This is a genomic window from Pseudomonas sp. PDM17, from assembly GCF_014851985.1.
Taxonomy (GTDB): Bacteria; Pseudomonadota; Gammaproteobacteria; order Pseudomonadales; family Pseudomonadaceae; genus Pseudomonas.
Genome location: NZ_JACVAT010000001.1, coordinates 485,106 through 505,097, shown reverse-complemented (window position 1 = coordinate 505,097; position 19,992 = coordinate 485,106). Strand labels below are relative to the sequence as shown.

At 65.4% G+C, this 19,992-nt stretch carries 19 protein-coding genes; 13 read left to right on the top strand and 6 right to left on the bottom strand.

The window, feature by feature from the left end; all coding sequences use genetic code 11:
• Positions 1 to 44: 44 nt before the first annotated feature.
• Positions 45 to 350: an aspartate-semialdehyde dehydrogenase gene (locus IB256_RS02355; RefSeq protein WP_081515872.1), complete on the bottom strand. Its 306-nt coding sequence runs from the start codon at positions 348 to 350 to the stop codon at positions 45 to 47.
• Positions 351 to 576: 226 nt separating this feature from the next.
• Between IB256_RS02355 and rapA the strand changes: the two genes are divergently transcribed.
• A complete protein-coding gene (gene rapA / locus IB256_RS02350; protein ID WP_192291480.1) occupies positions 577 to 3,429 on the top strand; it encodes an RNA polymerase-associated protein RapA in 2,853 nt (950 codons plus the stop codon).
• 216 nt (positions 3,430 to 3,645) lie between these two features.
• Positions 3,646 to 4,098: a universal stress protein gene (locus IB256_RS02345; RefSeq protein WP_081515874.1), complete on the top strand. Its 453-nt coding sequence runs from the start codon at positions 3,646 to 3,648 to the stop codon at positions 4,096 to 4,098.
• Positions 4,099 to 4,178: 80 nt separating this feature from the next.
• On the opposite strand, the gene IB256_RS02340 is transcribed toward IB256_RS02345, so the two are convergent.
• Positions 4,179 to 5,837: a phosphoethanolamine transferase gene (locus tag IB256_RS02340; protein WP_192291482.1), complete on the bottom strand. Its 1,659-nt coding sequence runs from the start codon at positions 5,835 to 5,837 to the stop codon at positions 4,179 to 4,181.
• 291 nt (positions 5,838 to 6,128) lie between these two features.
• On the opposite strand from IB256_RS02340, the gene IB256_RS02335 reads away from it, so the two are divergent.
• Positions 6,129 to 8,291: a putative bifunctional diguanylate cyclase/phosphodiesterase gene (locus IB256_RS02335; RefSeq protein ID WP_192401144.1), complete on the top strand. Its 2,163-nt coding sequence runs from the start codon at positions 6,129 to 6,131 to the stop codon at positions 8,289 to 8,291.
• Between the two features lie 16 nt (positions 8,292 to 8,307).
• On the opposite strand, the gene IB256_RS02330 is transcribed toward IB256_RS02335, so the two are convergent.
• Both IB256_RS02330 and IB256_RS02325 read right to left on the bottom strand, forming a co-directional pair.
• Entirely contained in the window at positions 8,308 to 9,099 is a 792-nt protein-coding gene (locus IB256_RS02330; RefSeq protein WP_192401142.1) for a hydroxypyruvate isomerase family protein, read from the bottom strand.
• Entirely contained in the window at positions 9,096 to 9,995 is a 900-nt protein-coding gene (locus tag IB256_RS02325) for an NAD(P)-dependent oxidoreductase (protein ID WP_192401139.1), read from the bottom strand. Before IB256_RS02325 ends, IB256_RS02330 begins: the two co-directional genes overlap by 4 nt.
• Positions 9,996 to 10,151: 156 nt before the next feature.
• Here IB256_RS02325 and IB256_RS02320 point away from each other — a divergent pair, with 156 nt between their 5' ends.
• The 4 genes from IB256_RS02320 to phnE are packed head-to-tail and all read left to right on the top strand — an operon-like array spanning position 10,152 to position 13,415.
• On the top strand, positions 10,152 to 11,009 hold the full coding sequence (locus IB256_RS02320; protein WP_081515883.1) for a putative selenate ABC transporter substrate-binding protein: 858 nt from the start codon (positions 10,152 to 10,154) through the stop codon (positions 11,007 to 11,009).
• The gene (locus IB256_RS02315; protein WP_081515884.1) at positions 11,006 to 11,812 is read left to right on the top strand and encodes a phosphonate ABC transporter ATP-binding protein; all 807 of its coding nucleotides are present in this window, start codon (positions 11,006 to 11,008) and stop codon (positions 11,810 to 11,812) included. Before IB256_RS02320 ends, IB256_RS02315 begins: the two co-directional genes overlap by 4 nt.
• The gene (locus IB256_RS02310; protein WP_151188062.1) at positions 11,806 to 12,648 is read left to right on the top strand and encodes a PhnE/PtxC family ABC transporter permease; all 843 of its coding nucleotides are present in this window, start codon (positions 11,806 to 11,808) and stop codon (positions 12,646 to 12,648) included. Before IB256_RS02315 ends, IB256_RS02310 begins: the two co-directional genes overlap by 7 nt.
• Positions 12,645 to 13,415, top strand: a complete 771-nt coding sequence (phnE, locus tag IB256_RS02305; protein WP_081515888.1) for a phosphonate ABC transporter, permease protein PhnE — start codon at positions 12,645 to 12,647, stop codon at positions 13,413 to 13,415. Before IB256_RS02310 ends, phnE begins: the two co-directional genes overlap by 4 nt.
• A 67-nt stretch (positions 13,416 to 13,482) precedes the next feature.
• Here phnE and IB256_RS02300 read toward each other — a convergent pair whose 3' ends face one another.
• Both IB256_RS02300 and IB256_RS02295 read right to left on the bottom strand, forming a co-directional pair.
• Positions 13,483 to 13,848, bottom strand: coding sequence for a DUF5064 family protein (locus tag IB256_RS02300; protein WP_138215389.1), 366 nt, complete (start codon positions 13,846 to 13,848; stop codon positions 13,483 to 13,485).
• A gap of 66 nt (positions 13,849 to 13,914) precedes the next feature.
• Entirely contained in the window at positions 13,915 to 14,232 is a 318-nt protein-coding gene (locus tag IB256_RS02295) for a DUF2288 domain-containing protein (RefSeq protein WP_192291491.1), read from the bottom strand.
• A 308-nt stretch (positions 14,233 to 14,540) separates the two neighbouring features.
• Between IB256_RS02295 and IB256_RS02290 the strand changes: the two genes are divergently transcribed.
• The 6 genes from IB256_RS02290 to IB256_RS02265 all read left to right on the top strand — a co-directional run bounded on the left by IB256_RS02290 (position 14,541) and on the right by IB256_RS02265 (position 19,946).
• On the top strand, positions 14,541 to 15,662 hold the full coding sequence (locus IB256_RS02290; protein WP_081515893.1) for a branched-chain amino acid ABC transporter substrate-binding protein: 1,122 nt from the start codon (positions 14,541 to 14,543) through the stop codon (positions 15,660 to 15,662).
• Positions 15,663 to 15,779: 117 nt separating this feature from the next.
• The gene (gene livH, locus IB256_RS02285) at positions 15,780 to 16,703 is read left to right on the top strand and encodes a high-affinity branched-chain amino acid ABC transporter permease LivH (protein WP_138215390.1); all 924 of its coding nucleotides are present in this window, start codon (positions 15,780 to 15,782) and stop codon (positions 16,701 to 16,703) included.
• Positions 16,700 to 17,956, top strand: coding sequence for a high-affinity branched-chain amino acid ABC transporter permease LivM (locus IB256_RS02280; RefSeq protein ID WP_192291493.1), 1,257 nt, complete (start codon positions 16,700 to 16,702; stop codon positions 17,954 to 17,956). The genes livH and IB256_RS02280 overlap by 4 nt, the downstream gene beginning before the upstream one ends.
• Positions 17,953 to 18,720: a high-affinity branched-chain amino acid ABC transporter ATP-binding protein LivG gene (gene livG, locus IB256_RS02275; protein WP_081515899.1), complete on the top strand. Its 768-nt coding sequence runs from the start codon at positions 17,953 to 17,955 to the stop codon at positions 18,718 to 18,720. The genes IB256_RS02280 and livG overlap by 4 nt, the downstream gene beginning before the upstream one ends.
• Before the next feature lie 3 nt (positions 18,721 to 18,723).
• Entirely contained in the window at positions 18,724 to 19,425 is a 702-nt protein-coding gene (locus tag IB256_RS02270; protein WP_045210454.1) for an ABC transporter ATP-binding protein, read from the top strand.
• A gap of 188 nt (positions 19,426 to 19,613) precedes the next feature.
• On the top strand, positions 19,614 to 19,946 hold the full coding sequence (locus IB256_RS02265) for a hypothetical protein (RefSeq protein WP_192291495.1): 333 nt from the start codon (positions 19,614 to 19,616) through the stop codon (positions 19,944 to 19,946).
• Positions 19,947 to 19,992: the final 46 nt, after the last annotated feature.

Here is a 19,992-nt window from a genome sequence, read left to right as displayed (position 1 = left end):
AGCTCAGGTACTCAGCAATGGGGCCAGTCTACTCCCCCGCCGCGTCAGACCTCGACATCGATCCACAGCCCCTTGCGCTGGGCGGCCTGCACGTCTTCGCCCAGTTCCTCGACTTCCTCCAGTTCCTCCAGCGCCTCGCCCTCGGGTGTACCGTCAGCGAGCTGGCGACGCTTGCGCCGGCGCTGGTATTCCTCGCGCAGCGCCTGCTCGTCAGGGCGACGCTCCAGCTCCACGCCGGCATTACCCGCGCTGGGTGCAGGCGGCGTCACCGGAGCGACATCCGGTCGCGGCTTGGGCACGTCCTGCTGGGCAGTGACGGGTGCCAGACTATGGGGAATGGGCGGCAGCATCGATGGTTCCTGGGGGCAAGCCCTGTGGAGAAGTGCGCTGACAAGTCCTCTGGTCAGGCTATCGGCCGGAGCACTACAGACTTGAGTGCGCCTCGCTACACTTTCCACGATTCGCGATGAGTGCGTGCCTCCAACTGCTCTTGCCGATGATTCGGGCGACCGGAGGTGCCGACGGCCATCGCTGAACGCTGCGCGTTCCGGTACCATAGCCGGCTTTTTTTGGGAGGTGTCCATGGCGCAGTATCAACCCGGTCAACGCTGGATCAGCGACAGTGAAGCGGAACTCGGGCTGGGGACCATCCTGGCGCTGGACGGCCGCATGCTCACGGTGCTCTATCCCGCCACCGGTGATACCCGCCAGTACGCCGAGCGCAATGCGCCGCTGACCCGTGTGCGCTTCGCCCCGGGCGATCAGATCACCCATTTCGAAGGCTGGAAGATGACCGTCCGCGAAGTGGACGAGATCGACGGCCTGCTGATCTACCACGGCATCACCGCGCAGAACGAGCAGCACACCGTCCCGGAAACCCAGCTGTCGAACTTCATCCAGTTCCGCCTGGCCAGCGACCGCCTGTTCGCCGGGCAGATCGACCCGATGTCCTGGTTCGGCCTGCGCTACCACACCCTGGAACACCGTACCCGTCTGCTGCAGTCATCCCTCTGGGGCCTGGGTGGCGCCCGCGCGCAACCCATCGCGCACCAGCTGCACATCGCCCGTGAAGTCGCCGACCGCATGGCGCCGCGCGTCCTGCTGGCCGACGAAGTGGGCCTGGGCAAGACCATCGAAGCGGGCCTGGTGATCCATCGCCAGCTGCTCTCCGGCCGCGCCAGCCGCGTACTGATCCTGGTGCCGGAAAACCTGCAGCACCAGTGGCTGGTGGAAATGCGTCGGCGCTTCAACCTGGAAGTCGCGCTGTTCGACCGCGAGCGTTTCGTCGAGAGCGATGCCAGCAACCCCTTCGAAGACACCCAGCTGGCCCTGGTGGCACTGGAGTGGCTGCGCGAGGACGAGAAGGCCCAGGACGCGCTGTTCGCCGCCGAGTGGGACCTGCTGGTGGTCGACGAAGCCCATCACCTCGTGTGGCATCCGGAACAGGCCAGCCCCGAATACCAACTGGTCGAGCAACTGTCCCAGGTCATCCCCGGCGTGCTGCTGCTCACTGCGACCCCGGAACAGCTCGGCCTGGACAGCCACTTCGCCCGTCTGCGCCTGCTCGACCCGGACCGTTTCCACGACCTGGAAGCCTTCCGCACCGAAAGCACCCAGTACCGCCCGGTCGCCGAAGCGGTGCAGGAGCTGGTGGACCAGGGCAGCCTCTCCCCCGCCGCTCGCCAGGCCATCCACGGCTTCCTCGGCAGCGCGGGCGACGAGCTGCTGGCCAGCGTCGAGGCCGGCAATGAAGACGCCCGCGCCCGCCTGGTACGCGAGCTGCTCGACCGCCACGGCACCGGCCGCGTGCTGTTCCGCAACACCCGCGCCGCCGTGCAGGGCTTCCCGGAGCGCCAGCTGCATCCCTACGTGCTGACCAACCCGATCGAGTACATGGAACTGCCGCTGGGCGAGCACCCGGACCTCTACCCGGAAGTCAGCTTCCAGGCCCAGGCCGAGGACGGCGACGAGAACGCCCGCTGGTGGCGCTTCGACCCGCGCGTCGACTGGCTGATCGACACCCTGAAGATGCTCAAGCAGTACAAGGTGCTGGTGATCTGCGCCCACGCCGAGACCGCCCTGGACCTGGGCGACGCGCTGCGCGTGAAGTCCGGCATCCCGGCCAGCGCGTTCCACGAGGGCATGAGCATCCTCGAGCGCGACCGCTCCGCCGCCTACTTCGCCGATGAAGAATTCGGCGCTCAGGTGCTGATCTGTTCGGAAATCGGCAGCGAAGGCCGCAACTTCCAGTTCGCCCATCACCTGGTGCTGTTCGACCTGCCGGCCCACCCGGACCAGCTGGAGCAGCGCATCGGCCGCCTCGACCGGATCGGCCAGAAGCACACCATCCAGATCCACGTGCCGCACCTGGAGAACAGTCCGCAGGAACGCCTGTTCCAGTGGTACCACCAGGCACTCAACGCCTTCCTCAATACCTGCCCCACCGGCAACGCCCTGCAGCATCGCTTCGGCCCGCGTCTGGTGGAACTGCTGGACGGCGGCGACGACGACGCCTTCGAGGCCCTGCTGGCCGAAGGCACCGCCGCCCGCGAAGCGTTGGAAGCCGAAATGCACAACGGCCGCGACCGCCTGCTGGAGCTGAACTCCGGCGGCGCTGGCGAGGGCGAGGCGCTGGTGGAAGAAATCGAGGAGCAGGACGACCAGTTCGCCCTGCCGATCTACATGGAGCGCCTGTTCGACACCTACGGCATCGACAGCGAGGACCACTCCGAGAACGCGCTGATCCTGCGCCCGAGCGAGAAGATGCTCGACGCCAGCTTCCCACTGGGCGACGACGAAGGCGTGACCGTCACCTACGACCGCGCCCAGGCCCTGGCCCGCGAAGACATGCAGTTCCTCACCTGGGAACACCCCATGGTGCAGGGCGGCATGGACCTGGTGCTGTCCGGCTCGCTGGGCAACACCTCGGTGGCGCTGATCAAGAACAAGGCGCTCAAGCCCGGCACCGTGCTGCTGGAACTCCTGTTCGTCAGCGAAGCCGTGGCGCCGCGCAAGCTGCAGCTTGGCCGCTTCCTGCCGCCGGTGGCGCTGCGCTGCCTGATGGACGCCAACGGCAACGACCTGTCCTCGCGTGTGTCCTTCGAGACCCTGAACGACCAGCTGGAAAGCGTGCCGCGCGCCAGCGCCAACAAGTTCGTGCAGGCGCAGCGTGATGTGCTGGCCAAGCAGTTCGCCCAGGCCGAGACCAAGATCACCCCGCGCCATGCCGAGCGCGTCGAAGCGGCCCGCCAGCAGCTGACCGCGACCCTGGACGAGGAACTGGCGCGCCTGACCGCGCTCAAGGCCGTCAACCCCAGCGTCCGCGACAGCGAGCTGGACGCCCTGCGCAAGCAGCGCGACGACAGCCTGGCGCTGCTGGACAAGGCCTCCCTGCGCCTGGAAGCGATCCGCGTACTGGTCGCAGGCTGATCCCCGCCATCGCGCCATGAAGAAGCCGCCACCGGGCAACCGGTGGCGGCTTTTTTCATGCCTGGCCGGCGCGCCGGCCGACTTCGAAACACCCCGTTACGCCGCTCTATTCCCGGCACGATCGGACACACCGACTACCATTGACGCTGCGCAAGGGAATCTCACCCATGGGGGGATAGAGTTTCCTTACCAAGCCACTCATTGAGGGAACACATCATGTACGAGCGCATTCTGGTAGCGGTGGACGGCAGCCCGGTTTCCGACCGTGCCCTGGTCGAAGCGGCCAAGCTGGCCCAGCTGAGCGGCGGCGAGCTGCGGGTCATCACCATCGTCGACAGCCCGCTGCGCCATCTGCCCGACTACGCCGTGTACTACAACCCGGAGCCGCTGCGCGAAGCCGCGCTGAAGGCTGCCGATGACATCCTCGCCAAGGCGAAGGACAAGGTCGCCGAGTTCCCGGTGAAAACCAGCTTCGAGCGGGTCTGCCAGGAACGCGCCAGCGAAGAGATCGCCGAGCGCATCGAGGTCGAGGCCGAAGCTTCCAAGGCCGACATCATCGTCATGGGCACCCACGGCCGCCGTGGCGTGCGCCGACTGATGCTGGGCAGCGTGGCCGAAGGCCTGCTGCGCGTCAGCAACCGCCCGGTGCTGCTGGTTCGCGAGAAGTAACAGCCCACGCAAAGACAAAAGGCCCTGCGGTTCTCGCCGCAGGGCCTTTTTCATGGCCGCCGTTCAGGCCGGCCCTCAAGTCATTGCGCGGCAGTCATGTCGCGCTTGCAGGAGTGGAAGATATCCAGGTCCGGCTGGTACAGGCTGGTGTGCACGCCGTAGAGACCGAGCACCGAGTGGAACAGGTTGTCGTGGCTCAGCTCGGCACCGTCGGCCTTCTTCTCCAGGCAACCGCGATCCACGCCCATGCCACCCAGCGCACCGCTGCCGAACCACATCACCATGGGCACGTGGGTCTGCGCCTTCGGGGCGATGGCATAGGGCGCGGCATGCAGGTAGACGCCATTCTCGCCCAGCGACTCGCCGTGGTCCGACACATAGACCATCGAGGTGTCGAAGCGCTCCTGGTTCTGCTTGAGCAACTCGACCACCCTGGACAGGAAGAAGTCGGTGTAGAGGATGGTGTTGTCGTAGACGTTCACCAGCTCCTCGCTGCTGCAACTGCCCAGCTGGTTGGTGCGGCACACCGGGGTGAAGCGCTCCAGCGACTTGGGATAGCGCTCGTAGTATTCCGGGCCGTGGCTGCCGTCGGCGTGCAGGACGATGATGGCGTTGTCCTTCAGGCCGTCGATGTAGGCCTGCAGGTTCTGCAGCAGGGCTTCGTCCAGGCAGTTCTTGCCGTCGCAGAACGGGCCGGGCTGGTCCTTCGGAATATCGCGATTGGGCACGCGCAGGCAGGTGCCCTTGCAGTCGCTGTTGTTGTCCAGCCAGAGCACCGACACGCCGACGCGCTGGAGGATGTCCAGCAGGCCCTGGTTGGTCTTGCCCTTCTTGTCGCTGTAGTCCTCGCGGGGGAACCTGGAGAACATGCAGGGCACCGACACCGCGGTAGAAGTGCCGCAGGAGCTGACGTTGGTGAAGTTGAGGATGTCGAGTTTCTTCAGTTCCGGGTTGGTGTCGCGGGCGTAGCCGTTGAGGGAAAAGTGGTCCGCGCGGGCGGTTTCACCGACTACGAAGATCATCAGCGACTTGCGGCCATCGGCACTCACCTTGCGCGGCATCACTGCGTCCTCGCCGATGGGCTGCACCACCAGGTTTTCCTTGATGCCCAGGCGCTGCTTGGTGAACTTGCTCACCGCGTAGATGTAGTTGGTCGGGTTGATGAAGTGGGTCAGCTTCTCTTCCTGGCGGAACACCGGGGCGTAGGTGGAATAGAACGTCCCCACGCAGACGGCGACCACCACCAGGCAGCCGAAGATCACCAGCACCTTGTTCAGCAGGCCACGGAAGAACGGGCTGTAGCGCACCGGCGTCAGCCAGATGATCGCCGCCGGGAGCACGCCGAGCACCAGCAGGTAACCGAACATGCGTGCACTGAACAACGCAGCGGCTTCGCCGGGGTTGGTCTCGACCACGTTCTGCACCATCACGGTATCAATCACGACACCGTAGGAGTTCATGAAGTACGCCGCGGCCGCCGACACCAGCGCCACCAGGGTCAATGCCGGCTTGAGCAGCGGGCGGAAAGACACCAGGGTCAGCAGCAGGGTGAAGGCCGCCCACAGGAAGAAGCCGAACGAGGCGAAGAACGCCACGCCCCAGAGGCCTTCCATGGGCACCAGGCTGTTCAGCGCCCGCCAGGTGGCGAAGTTGTAGAACAGCACCAGTGCCAGCGAGAACAGCAGGACCAGCCGCGCGGAACTGACCTGGGGGAAGAGGCGGCGCTTGCCCTCGGACATCGAGCGCACTCCTTACATCGATAGTCGGATAGGAAATGGGATGGCCGACCCTGCCGGCCGGCGGCGCAACTCTAGCGGGCAGTTAGTCAAAAAAGTGTCAAGTTGGCTACAAGCTTTCGGCCAGTGGTCGAATCCGGGACAGGCAGACCACCTGGTACTACCGTACGTCGCGCACCTTCCGGCATTACACCGAAAATTCAACGAGTTCCTTGCAGCGTCATCCTGGCTTCCTAGACTTGAAGCAAAGTGATATCAATCTGCCTCCTCCCCGACATCCGGAGCATCCCGCCCATGGACTGGCACCAGGACGCCGTACCCGATGCTGTGCTGCTGGAGTGTTCTCACAACCCCGGACTGGTCCTGCTGGCCATCCTGATTGCCTGCGTCGCCAGCTTCGTCGCGTTGAACATCACGGCGAGGATGGTCCGGGCTCCGCAACACGCACACCGCTGGCAATGGGTCGGCGGCATCTGTCTGGGCAGCGGCATCTGGTCGATGCACTTCGTTTCCATGCTGGCCTTCCACGCTTCGGTGCCACTGCATTTCTCAGGCGGCCTGACGCTGCTTTCGCTGCTCATCGCCGTCGCCATCTGCGTGATTGCCATGCGCCTGCTCGCCCACGCCGGGCTGAGCCCGCTGCAGTATCTGCTGGCCGCCTGCTGCATCGGCGCCAGCATCGCCGGCATGCACTACACCGGCATGGCCGCCATCGAGTCACCACCGATGCAGCACTACGATCCGCTGCTGGTCACCCTCTCGGTGCTGATGGCCGTGCTGGTGGCCTTCGTCGCGCTGGTACTGGCGCCGGTGCTCAATCGCCAGCCGGCAGGCCGCCAGTGGATCTACCAGATACTCGCCAGCCTGCTGCTGGGCGGAGCCATCTCCAGCATGCACTTCACCGGCATGGCCGCACTGACCCTGACCCTGCCCAGCTGGGTAGCGCCGGTAGCAGACCTGGGGCGCAACAACGCCATCCAGCTCGGACTGATGGTCGGCCTGCTGGCGCTGGCCGTGGTGCTGGCCGGGCTCTGGGCGGCCTGGATCGAGGACAGCCTGGAAAGCAAGGTGAGCGAGCTGAGCCGGGTCAACGCACTGCTCAACCAGTTGGACAGTGCCAACGCCTCGCTGCAGAAACTGGCGCGCTTCGACGGCCTCACCGGCCTGCATAACCGCAACGCACTCAATGACGAGTTCGAGGCCCGCCTGCAACGCAACCGGCAGAAGGCCCAGGGGATGGCAGTCATCCTGCTGGACCTGGACCACTTCAAGCGGGTCAACGACTCCCTCGGCCACGCCGCTGGCGATGAACTGCTGTGCATCGTCTCCGAGCGCATCCGCAGCGCGCTGCGCAGCACAGACCTGCTGGCGCGCTTTGGTGGCGACGAGTTCTGCATCCTCGCGGACCTTGGCGAAGATCACGAAGCGCGCATCCTCGCCCAGCGTCTGATGCAACGCATGAAGGAGCCGATCAGCATTGCCGGGCGCAGCCTGGTGATGACCATGAGCGTCGGTATCAGCCTCTTCCCCAACGACAGCGAGCAGCCCGAGGAACTGCTCAAGCACGCCGACCTAGCGCTGTACCAGTCCAAGGGCAACGGCCGCAATGCCACGCATTTCTTCAGTCCGCACCTGAAAACCAAGGCGACCCAGGAACTTCAGCTGGAAGAGGAATTGCGCAAGGCACTGTGGGACGACGAACTGGTGCTCTACTACCAACCCATCCTGCGCATCGACCACGGCGAAGTGGAGCAGCTCGAAGCCCTGGTGCGCTGGAAGCACCCGACCCACGGCCTGCTGGCACCGGATCGCTTCATCGGGCTGGCGACTGCCAACGGGCTGATCGGCGCGCTGGATGCCTGGGTGCTGCGCCGCGCCTGCGAGGACCTGCGCCGCCTGCACGACCTGGGCTACAAGGACCTGCGGGTGGCGGTGAACTGCTGCGCCAGCAACCTGGGCCGCGAGGGGCTGGTCGATGAGGTCCAGCAGACCCTCGCCGACACCGGCCTCGCCGCGCATTACCTGGAGATGGAAGTCACCGAGAACGCCGTGATGTCAAACATCAGCCAGGCCATCCCGCTGCTCAATCGCCTGCGCGATCTGGGCGTGAGCCTGTCCATCGACGACTTCGGCACCGGCTATTCGTCACTGTCCTACCTGCGCCAGCTGCCGCTGGATGCGCTGAAGGTGGACCGTTCCTTCATCCGCGACGTGCCGCAATCACGGCGTGACAGCGAGATCGCCCAGGCCATCATTGCCATGGCGCAGAAGCTGCACCTTAAGGTGATCGCCGAGGGCGTGGAGCACGCGCAACAACTGGCGTTCCTGCGCGACAACCATTGCGAGCTCGCCCAGGGCTACCTGTTCAGCCGGCCCTTGCCCCTCTCCGCACTGGTGGAGTTCCTCGACGCCTACCGCGAAGACAGCGACTCGGCGCTGCTGCGCAGCCAGGCCTGAGGGCCGTGATCCAGGCTCAGAAGTCGAACTTGCCGGCGCGCCAGCGCGGCAGCCAGCGCAGGGAGTCGGCGGTGGTGCCGGTGGGGCGGTACTCGGCGCCCAGCCAGCCGTCGTAGCCGACATCGTCGAGTACCTGCAGCGGTACTGCGAACTCCATCTCGCCCGAGCCCGGCTCGCCGCGCTCGGGGTAGTCGGCGAACTGCACGTGGCCGATCTGCCCCATCAGCGCGTAGATGCAATCGACCAGTTCCAGGCCCATGCGTGTCATGTGGTAGAGGTCCAGCTGCGCGCGCAGGTTTTCCCGCGCCACGCGTTCGAGCATGTCCTGCAGGTGCTCGGGGGTGTTGAGCAGGAAGTCCTTCATGTCGTGGCAGTTGATGGCTTCCATCAGCACGTCGGTGCCGCTGCCGGCGAAGGCATCGCAGGTGGTGCGCAGGCGCTCGGCGAGGGTCTGCAGCGCGACCTCGCGCTCCTGCCCCTCGACCAGCCGGCCGGCCAGCACGTTGATGTGCTGCGGCTTGACGATGCGCGCATAGTCCAGCGCCTTGGCCAGCGCCGCTTCGAACTCCGCCGCACGTTCCGGCACGGCGGCGATGCCGGGACCTCCCTGCATCAAGTCACCAGCCGGCAGGTTGATCAGCACCAGCGGCAGGCCGGCTTCGTCCAGTGCAGCTTTCAGGTCCTGTGCGGGGACGTCGTAGGGAAACTGGATCTCCACGCCCTCGAAACCGGCCTTGGCGGCGGCGTCGATACGCTGCAGCAGCGGGACTTCGGTGAACAGCAGGGACAGGTTGGCGCAGAGTTTCATGCGGGGAATTCCTTTGGCTGACGGTATTGCTCGACCAGGGTAGCCGGGTCGCGTTCGAGATTGCCCTGACTGCCATGCAGGCGCATCAGCTGCGCGGCAAGGCCGCTCATGGGCGTGGCCGAGCCTTCCTCGCGGGAAAGCCTGACGGCGGTATCCAGGTCCTTGAGCAATGTGCGCACGTGCCATTTCACCGGTTCGAAGCGGCTCTCGGCCATCTGCGGGGCAAGGATCTGCAGGGGCTTGGAATCGGCGAAACCGCCGGCCAGTGCTGGGGCGATCAGGCTGGCATCGACGCCGGACTGCTCCGCCAGCGCCACCACTTCGGCGATCACCAGGGCATTGCAGGCGACGATCATCTGGTTGCACACCTTAGTCACCTGCCCGGCGCCTACATCCCCCATGCGCGTCAGGCGCTGGCCGAGGTGGGCGAGGATCGGCCGCACGCGCTCGATATCCTCGACGCGACCGCCGGCCATGATCGCCAGGGTGCCGGCCTCGGCGCCTGGCGTGCCGCCGGAAACCGGCGCATCGACCCAGCGCATGCCGGTGCGCGCTTCCAGCTCGGCGGCCATCTCGCGGGTGGCGGCCGGTTCGAGGCTGGAGAAGTCCACCAGCACCTGGCCGGCGCGGGCGCTCTCGACAATGCCGCCGGCGCCGAACACCACTTCGCGCACGGCGGCGGTATCGGCCAGACAGAGCATCACCACCTCGGCGTTGGCGCCCAGCTGCGCGGGTGTTTCCACGGCCGTAGCGCCTTCGGTGGCCAGCAGCTGACGCTTGCCGGCGGAGCGGTTCCACACGGCCAGCGGATAGCCCGCGGCGAGCAGGCGGCGCGTCATGGGGAGCCCCATCAGGCCGAGACCGGCAAAGGCGAGGGATGGCAAAGGGGACGACATGGGGTGATCTCCAGTTCGACAGCAGGACGGGCACGGGGAGGCGGCATTCTAACAGGCGCGAAGTTGACCCGGCGGACGACGTGCCAGCTGCCAAACAGATGCGCCGCCACTATACTCCCGGAGTTTTTTCCGCCATTGAACCGGAGAACTCTCCCCATGCTGAAACGCTCCCTGGCGCTCGCCGCCGGTTTTGCCCTGTCCCTGTCCGCCGTTTTCGCCCACGCCGACACGCCGAAAGAACTGAAAGTCTCGGCCATTCCCGATGAAGCCCCCACCGAACTGCTGCGCAAGTTCAAGCCGCTGGGTGCCTATCTGGAAGAGCAACTGGGCATGCCGGTGAAGTTCATCCCGGTGTCCGACTATGCCGGCGTGGTCGAAGCCCTGGCTTCGGATCGCCTCGACATGGCCTGGCTGGGCGGCTTCACCTTCGTCCAGGCGCGCCTGAAGACCGGCAACGCCATCCCGCTGGTACAGCGCGAGCAGGACCAGCAGTTCACCAGCAAATTCATCACTGCCGACCCGAACGTGAAATCGATCCAGGACCTCAAGGGCAAGACCTTCGCCTTCGGTTCCGTGTCGTCCACTTCCGGCAGCCTGATGCCGCGCTACTTCATGCAGAAGGACGGCGTGGTGCCCGAGCAGTTCTTCTCCCGCGTGGCCTATTCCGGCGCCCACGACGCCACCGTCGCCTGGGTCCAGGCCGGCAAGGTCGACGCCGGCGTGCTGAACGCCTCCGTCTGGCAGAAGCTGGTGGACAGCGGCAAGGTCGACACCAACAAGGTGAAGGTCTTCGCCACCACCCCGACCTACTACGACTACAACTGGACCGTGCGCGGCAACCTCGACCCGGCCCTGGCCGAGAAGATCAGGAAGGCCTTCCTCGCCCTTGACCCGAGCAAGCCGCGCGACAAGGAAATCCTCGACCTGCAGGCGGCCAGCCGCTTCATCGAGACCCAGCCTGACAACTACAAGGGCATCGAGGAATCGGCGCGCGCCGCCGGCCTGCTGAAGTGACCCTGAAACTGACCGGCGTGGAGCACATCCACGCCAACGGCCAGCGCTCGCTCGCCGGTATCGACCTCAGCGTCGCTGCCGGTGAACGGGTGGCGATCATCGGCCCGTCGGGTGCCGGCAAGACCACGCTGCTGCGCATCCTCGCCACCGCACTGAAACCCGCTTCCGGCAATTTCGACCTGCTCGGCACCCAGCCCTGGGCGCTGAGTGGTCCTGCGCGCCAGCGCCTGCGCTCGCGCATTGCCCTGGTGCACCAGGCTCCGCCGCTGCCACCGCGCCAGCGGGTGGTCACCGCCGTGCTCGCCGGCCGCCTAGGCCAGTGGCCGCTGTGGAAAAGCCTGGCCAGCCTGCTCTACCCCGTCGACAGCGCTGGCGCCCGCAGCGAATTGCAGCGCCTGGACCTTGGCGACAAGCTCTTCGAGCGCTGCGACCAGCTCTCCGGCGGCCAGTTGCAACGCGTCGGCATCGCCCGCGCGCTGTACCAGCAGGCCGAAGTGCTGCTGGCCGATGAACCCGTCTCGGCCATGGACCCGGTGCTCGCCGGCCATACCCTCGGCGTACTCACCCGTGAAGCGCAGAACCGTGGCGTGACACTGCTCGCCAGCCTGCACGCGGTGGACCTGGCACTGGAGCATTTCCCGCGCATAGTCGGCGTGCGCGACGGTCGCATCGCCTTCGACAAGGCGGCGGAGAACGTCACTCCCGAGGACCTGCGCGCCCTCTACGCCAACGAGCAGCTCGGCCAGCAGGACGCATCCTCGCCGGTGGGCAAACCGCTGGTGGTGCAGATTCCGCGATGCTGAACCCCGCGCTTTCCAAGAGCCCGCCGCGCGACCCGGCGGCGCTGCCGCGCCTGCTGCTCACCCTGCTCGCCCTGGCCTTGCTGTGGCCGGGCCTGCGCCTGTCCGAGCTGGATATCGGCGGCCTGTTCAGCGGCGACAACGCGCGGACCATGGCCAACTTCCTCGGCGGTTTCTGGCCGCCGGCCCACGACGAGGAATTCCTCGCCCTGCTCGGCCGCGCCACCCTGGAAACCCTGGCCATCGCCACCGCCGGCATGGCGCTGGCCTGGCTGATCGCATTCCCTGCCGCGTTGCTGGCGACGCGCGCGCTGTCAATATCCGCCCTGCCCCGCGGTGGCCTGCCGGCCTGGTGGGCGCGGGCGCTGCGCTGGCCGGTGCGCGGGTTGCTCATCGTGCTGCGCAGCGTGCCGGAAATCGTCTGGGCGCTGCTGTTCGTCCGCGCCGTGGGTCTGGGCCCCACCGCTGGCGTGCTGGCCATCGCCATCACCTATGGCGGCATGCTCGGCAAGGTCTACGCGGAAATCTTCGAATCGGTGGACCCGCGCCCGACCCGCGCCCTGCTGCTGGGTGGCAGTTCGCGGCTGCAGGCCTTCGCCTACGGCGTACTGCCCTCGGCCGCGCCGGAACTCATCTCCTACACCGTCTACCGCTGGGAGTGCGCGATCCGCGCCTCGGTGGTGATGGGCTTCGTCGGCGCCGGCGGCCTCGGCCAGCAGATCGACCTGTCGCTGCGCATGTTCGCCGGGGGCGAGGTGGCAAGCATCCTGCTGACCTTCCTGGTGCTGGTGCTGGGCGCCGACCTGCTCAGCCGCTTCCTGCGCGGGAGGCTCGAATGACCGGCCTGCTGCGCAGCCTGGGCTGGCTGCTGCTGATCCTGCTCGCCATCGGCGCGTCCTTTGCCTACCTGGAAATGGACACCGGCGGACTGTTCGACGCGCGCGGCCTCGGCCAGATGCTCGACTACGGCCGCGACTTCCTCGCGCCGGACCTGAGCGCCACGCACCTCACGGCAGTCGGTCGCGGCGCCCTGGAAACCCTGGCGATGTCCGCCATCGGCACCCTGCTTGCGGCGCTGCTGGGCATGTTGCTCGCGCTACCGGCGGCCGGGCGTTTCGGGCGTATCGCCCAAAGTCTTTCGCGGCTGTTCCTGAATGCCCTGCGCGCGGTGCCGGAGCTGGTCTGGGGCGCGCTGATGGTGCTGGCCGCCGGGCTCGGCCCGAACGCCGGCACGCTCGCGCTGGCACTGCACACCGGCGGCGTGCTCGGCCGGCTGTTCGCCGAGGCGCTGGAAAATACCCCGACCGCCCCGGCGGAAGCCGTGCGCCTGGCCGGCGGCGGACGCGTCGCCGCCTTCGCCTACGGCACCCTTCCGGCGGTCTGGCCGCAGTTGGTGGCGTACATGCTCTATCGCTGGGAGAACAACATCCGCATGGCCAGCGTGCTCGGCTTCGTCGGTGCAGGCGGCCTGGGGCAGATGCTGTATTTCAGCCTCAGCCTGTTCCAGCAGGCCCAGGCGGCCACAGTGATCATCGCCATGCTGCTGCTGGTGCTGTGCGTCGACAGCCTCAGCGCCTGGGCGCGGCAGCGCTGGGTGAGCCACTGAGTCCTGCGGCAGATGAGGCGCAATAAAAAGCCCGGCTCATGGCCGGGCTTTTTACGGAATGCGTCGCTTACGAGTCGCCGTGGATCACCTTGTCGAGGTCGATCGGGTCGCCAGGGTTGGTGCCGAGTTTCTGGCGGATGTCCTCGAACATCGCGTCGTACTCCTTGTGGTTGCGCACCATCGAGCCAAAGCGCGGGTGCAGGCCGTGCTTCTGCGCAATGCGGGTGGCATCGCTGGCAAAGTTGAAGGCCTGCTCCTTGGGCATGTCCCACTCTTCGGTAAAGGAATTACCGTCGATCTCGCCCTTCATGGTGAAGTGGACGATGGTGCCTTTTTCCACATCCTTGCGGACTTCATAGTTGATGTGAGCGTCGATCTCCTGCGCCCCCAGCCCCGGCAGGGACTGGAGATGCAGATGGCCCGGTTCGAACATGGCGAATCTCCTTCTATGGAATCCCGACAGTCTAGCCGGCCTTTTCGAATTGGAAATCGCCCTGTGTCAGTGCACGGACTCTTTTCGAACTCTTTCTTGAACCAGCACCCAGGGCGCGATCACCACCGCCCAGAGTTCCGGGTCACGATCGTGGAAATCCTGCGCCAGCTTTTCGTCGACCTTGCTCAGATCACCACTGGCCAGCCAGCCGGCAACCTTGGTCCGGTCGTCCTCGGCAACGCCCATCGCGACCTCCACCAGATCGGCGCAAGCCGCGACCTTGAGCAGGTTGCCGCGGGCGAAGAAGGGCGCGAGCTCCTGCCAGGAAATCTTCGCGGTTTCGCCAAGCAACTTGGCATAGAGGGTGCTAGCTTGTTCAGTCATGAATCTCACCTGGTATACGAACGGCGCCATGATAGCGCCGGGACCGCGCCAGGCAAGGTTCGGACGGCGTTTTCGCTGGAGACGGAAACCCACAAGGAAAAGTCATACAGCGCCGTTTTTCTGTACGTTTGTTTCAATCTTGCGACATGCCCACAATCGGCTGCCCGCCACCCGCTTTTCAAGCGGTCCGGCGGCACTCTACACTGTACCGGTACAGTTGCCGGTGGGTCTGTCCGGGGCAATCCCGGTCCGGTGAGCCGCTGGCGACCAGGACTACAAAAACGAAAACACAAGAAGAGTGGAGCATTATGAAAAAGGGTACTCAGCGTCTTTCCCAGCTGTTCACCGCCATGGCCCTCGCCGGCGTTGCCAGCTTCTCCATGGCCGCCGACACCATCAAGATTGCTCTGGCCGGCCCGGTGACCGGCGCAGTCGCCCAGTATGGGGAGATGCAGTTCATTGGCGCGAAGATGGCCATTGAGCAGATCAACAAGGCCGGCGGCGTCGACGGCAAGCAACTCGAAGGCGTGGTCTACGACGACGCTTGCGATCCGAAACAAGCCGTGGCCGTTGCCAACAAGATCGTCAACGATGGCGTCAAGTTCGTCGTTGGCCACCTGTGCTCCAGCTCCACTCAACCGGCTTCGGACATCTACGAAGACGAAGGCGTGATGATGATCACCGCCGCCTCCACCAGCCCGGATATCACTTCCCGTGGCTACAAGCTGATCTTCCGCACCATCGGTCTGGACAGCCTGCAGGGCCCGACTGCCGGTAAGTTCATCGCCGAGCACATCAAACCCAAGACCGTGGCCGTGATCCACGACAAGCAGCAGTACGGCGAAGGCATCGCCACTGCCGTGAAGAAGACCCTGGAAGACGCTGGCATCAAGGTCGCCCTGTTCGAAGGTATCAACGCCGGCGACAAGGACTTCTCCGCGATGATCGCCAAGCTCAAGCAGGCCAAGGTTGACTTCGTCTACTACGGCGGCTACCACCCGGAGCTGGGCCTGATCCTGCGCCAGGCTTCCGAGAAAGGTCTTAAAGTCGGCTTCATGGGCCCGGAAGGCGTGGGTAACAAAGAGATCTCCGCCATCGCCGGCCCGGCTTCCGAAGGCCTCTACGTGACCCTGCCGAAGTCCTTCGACCAGGATCCGAAGAACCAGGCTCTGGTTGACGCCTTCAAGGCCAAGAACGAAGACCCGAGCGGTCCGTTCGTGTTCCCGGCCTACGCCGCTGTCCAGGTCATCGCCGAAGGCATCAAGAAAGCCGGCAGCGAAGACACCGACAAGGTGGCAGCCGCGCTGCGCGCCAACACCTTCGCGACTCCGACCGGTGACCTGGGCTTCGACGAGAAGGGCGACCTGAAGAACTTCAACTTCGTGGTCTACCAGTGGCACAAGGACGGCACCAAGACCGAAGCCAAGTAAGCCACCCGCCGCCACACAAAGCCCACTGCCCACAGCAGTGGGCTTTGTTTATCCGAGTATTCCGGGGGTCCGTCGCGCCACAAGCGCCGCTTCACGCGACGCCCGAGGAGTTAGGTAATGCCTGAGCTCTATCACTACCTGCAACAGCTGATCAACGGCCTCACCGTCGGCAGCACCTATGCCCTGATCGCCATCGGCTACACCATGGTCTACGGCATCATCGGCATGATCAACTTCGCCCATGGCGAGGTGTACATGATTGGCTCGTACGTAGCCTTCATCGTGATCACGGGGCTGGCCATGATGGGGATCGTTAGTCTCCCTGTCGTTATCATCTGCACCTTCGCCGCGGCGATCATCGTCACCAGCGCCTACGGCTACACCATCGAACGGATCGCCTATAGGCCCCTGCGTGGAAGCAACCGGCTGATTCCGCTGATCTCCGCGATCGGCATGTCGATCTTCCTGCAGAACGAGGTTCTGCTGGCCCAGGATTCCAAGGACAAGGCAATCCCCAACCTGCTGCCGGGTAACTTCATCATCGGCCCGGACGAGATGAGCGGCGTCACCATCTCGTACATGCAGGTGCTGATCTTCATCGTCACCCTGCTGACCATGTACGGCCTGTCCATGTTCATTTCCCGCTCCCGCCTGGGCCGCGCCTGCCGCGCCTGCGCGGAGGACCTGAAGATGGCCAACCTGCTGGGCATTAACACCAACAACATCATCGCCCTGACCTTCGTCATCGGCGCCACCCTGGCCGCCGTGGCCGCGGTGCTGCTGGGCCTGCAGTATGGCGTGATCAACCCGCATATCGGCTTCCTCGCCGGCATCAAGGCGTTCACCGCCGCGGTGCTGGGTGGCATCGGCAGCATTCCGGGCGCCATGCTCGGCGGGCTGGTGCTGGGCGTTGCCGAAGCCTTTGGCGCCGACGTGTTCGGTGACCAGTACAAGGACGTGGTGGCGTTCACCCTGTTGGTGCTCGTGCTGCTCTTCCGCCCCACTGGCCTTCTCGGTCGCCCGGAGGTGGAAAAGGTATGAGCCAGAAACTCAAGACCGCCTTCTTCAGCGCCCTGCTGGTGATGGCCGTCGCCTATCCGGTGCTGGGCATCAAGCTCAGCGTGATCGGCATCGGCCTGCAGTTGGAGAACGTCAGCCCCACCCGCCTGTGGACCATCGCCGCCTGCGCCGTGCTGATGTTCGTCTGGCAACTGGTGCGTGATCGCTTCGCCTTCGGCGGCAGCGTGAAACAGGCGCTGTCGCACCCGCACACCAGGCTGGCCGAACGTCTGACCCACGCCTCCGTGCAACGCAAGATCATCATGGTGCTGATTCTCGTCGCCCTCGCCTGGCCGTTCTTCGGCTCGCGCGGCGCGGTGGACATCGCCACCCTGATCCTGATCTACGTGCTGCTGGGCCTGGGCCTGAACATCGTCGTGGGCCTGGCCGGCCTGCTCGACCTCGGCTACGTCGGCTTCTACGCCGTGGGCGCCTACAGCTACGCGCTGCTGTCGCACTACTACGGCCTGGGCTTCTGGGTGTGCCTGCCGATCGCCGGCCTGATGGCCGCGTTCTTCGGCTTCATCCTCGGCTTCCCGGTGTTGAGGTTGCGCGGTGACTACCTCGCGATCGTGACCCTGGGCTTCGGCGAGATCATCCGCATCCTGCTGCGCAACATGACCTGGCTCACCGGCGGCCCCAACGGCATCAGCAACATCGAGAAGCCGACGCTGTTCGGCCTCACTTTCGAGCGCCGCGCCCCCGAGGGAATGCAGACCTTCCACGAGTTCTTCGGCATCGCCTACAACTCGAACTACAAGGTCGTATTCCTCTACCTGGTCGCGCTGCTGCTGGTGCTGCTGGTGCTGTTCGTGATCAACCGTCTGCTGCGCATGCCCCTGGGCCGAGCCTGGGAAGCCCTGCGCGAAGACGAGATCGCCTGCCGCGCGCTGGGGCTGAACCCGACGCTGATCAAGCTCTCCGCCTTCACCCTCGGCGCCTGCTTCGCCGGTTTCGCCGGCAGCTTCTTCGCCGCGCGCCAGGGCCTGGTCACGCCGGAGTCGTTCACCTTCATCGAATCGGCCATCATCCTCGCCATCGTGGTGCTGGGTGGCATGGGTTCCCAACTCGGCGTCATCCTGGCCGCCGTGGTGATGATCCTGCTGCCCGAACTGATGCGTGAGTTCAGCGAGTACCGCATGCTGATGTTCGGCGCCCTCATGGTGCTGATGATGATCTGGCGTCCGCAGGGGCTCCTGCCCATGCAGCGCCCGCACCTGGAGTTGCGAAAATGAGCCGACCGATTCTTGAAGTAGCCGGCCTCACCATGCGCTTCGGCGGGCTGCTGGCCGTCAACAACGTGGCCCTGAAGGTCCAGGAAAAACAGGTGATCTCGATGATCGGCCCCAACGGCGCCGGCAAGACCACCGTGTTCAACTGCCTGACCGGCTTCTACGCGCCCACCGGCGGCGAAATCCTGCTGCGCGGCGAGCCCATCCAGGGCCTGCCGGGCCACAAGATCGCCCACAAGGGCGTGGTGCGGACCTTCCAGAACGTGCGTCTGTTCAAGGAGATGACCGCGGTGGAGAACCTGCTGGTGGCGCAACACCGGCACATCAACACCAACTTCCTCGCCGGCCTTCTCAAGACCCCGGCCTTCCGTCGCGCGGAAGCCGAGGCCCTGGACTACGCCTCGCACTGGCTGGAAATCGTCAACCTCAAGGACATCGCCAACCGCCCGGCGGGCACCCTCGCCTACGGCCAGCAGCGCCGCCTGGAGATCGCCCGCTGCATGATGACCCGTCCGCAGCTGCTGATGCTGGACGAGCCGGCGGCCGGCCTGAACCCGCGGGAAACCGAGGACCTCAAGGCGCTGATCGCCATGCTGCGCTCCGAGCACGGCGTCACCGTCCTGCTCATCGAGCACGACATGAAGCTGGTGATGAGCATTTCCGACCACATCTACGTGATCAACCAGGGCACCCCGCTTGCGGACGGCACCCCGGAGGAAATCCGCGGCAACCCGGATGTGATCAAAGCCTATCTGGGGGAGTCCTGAGTCATGCTGAAGTTCGACAAGGTTTCCACCTTCTACGGCAAGATTCAGGCGCTGCACGACGTCAGCATGGAAGTCCAGCAGGGTGAGATCGTCACCCTGATCGGCGCCAATGGCGCCGGCAAGTCGACCTTGCTGATGACCCTGTGCGGTTCGCCGCGCGCCTCCTCCGGCAGCATCACCTACATGGGCGAAGAGCTGGTCGGCAAGGAATCCTCTGTGATCATGCGCAAGAGCATCGCCGTCGTGCCTGAAGGCCGTCGCGTGTTCGCCCGCCTGACCGTGGAAGAGAACCTCGCCATGGGCGGCTTCTTCACCAGCAAGGGTGACTACCAGGAGCAGATGGACAAGGTCCTGGGGCTCTTCCCGCGCCTGAAGGAACGCTTCAACCAGCGCGGCGGCACCATGTCCGGCGGCGAACAGCAGATGCTCGCCATCGGCCGCGCGCTGATGAGCAAGCCCAAGCTGCTGCTGCTCGACGAGCCGTCGCTGGGCCTGGCGCCGATCATCATCCAGCAGATCTTCGACATCGTCGAACAGCTGCGCCAGGAAGGCGTGACCGTGTTCCTCGTCGAGCAGAACGCCAACCAGGCGCTCAAGCTCGCCGACCGCGGCTATGTGCTGGAGAACGGTCGCATCGTCATGCAGGACACCGGTGCCAACCTGCTGGTGAACCCCAAGGTGCGTGACGCGTACCTCGGCGGCTGATCCTTCCCGCTGCGATGAGAAACGGCCCTTCGGGGCCGTTTTTTATTGGCGAGCGGTCCGCACCGTTCTTGTAGGAGCGAGATTGCTCCTACAGCGGCTCCGCCATTTCTGCCGCATCTCCCGCTGCATCCGACAGACAATCGTTCAGGGCTCACCAAGCATCTGCGGATTCAACAAGGAGAGCCGCCATGAACGCCGACCATCTCGCCGACACCCTCGCCGTGTTGCGCAAGCTCGCCCAGGGCATCGACCCGCGCCACGACGCGCCCCTGGCCATCGACGACCCGTGCCAGGCACCGGAAGTGATCCGTGCCCTGTTCCACGCCATCCACGCGCTGGAGGTGCCCGCCCCGAAGCCCCGTGCCCTGCCCCAGCAGGCCGGCAAACCCTGGCAAACAGCGGAGGAAGCCGCTTTGCTGGAGCGATTCGAGGCCGGGGAGACCGTCGCAGCCATCGCCCGCGAACATGGCCGAACCACAGGCGGCATCCGCTCACGCCTGAAGTACCTCGGCAAGCTGTAGGCACGGAAACGAAAACGCCGCCCCTGGGGCGGCGTTTTCGTTGCAA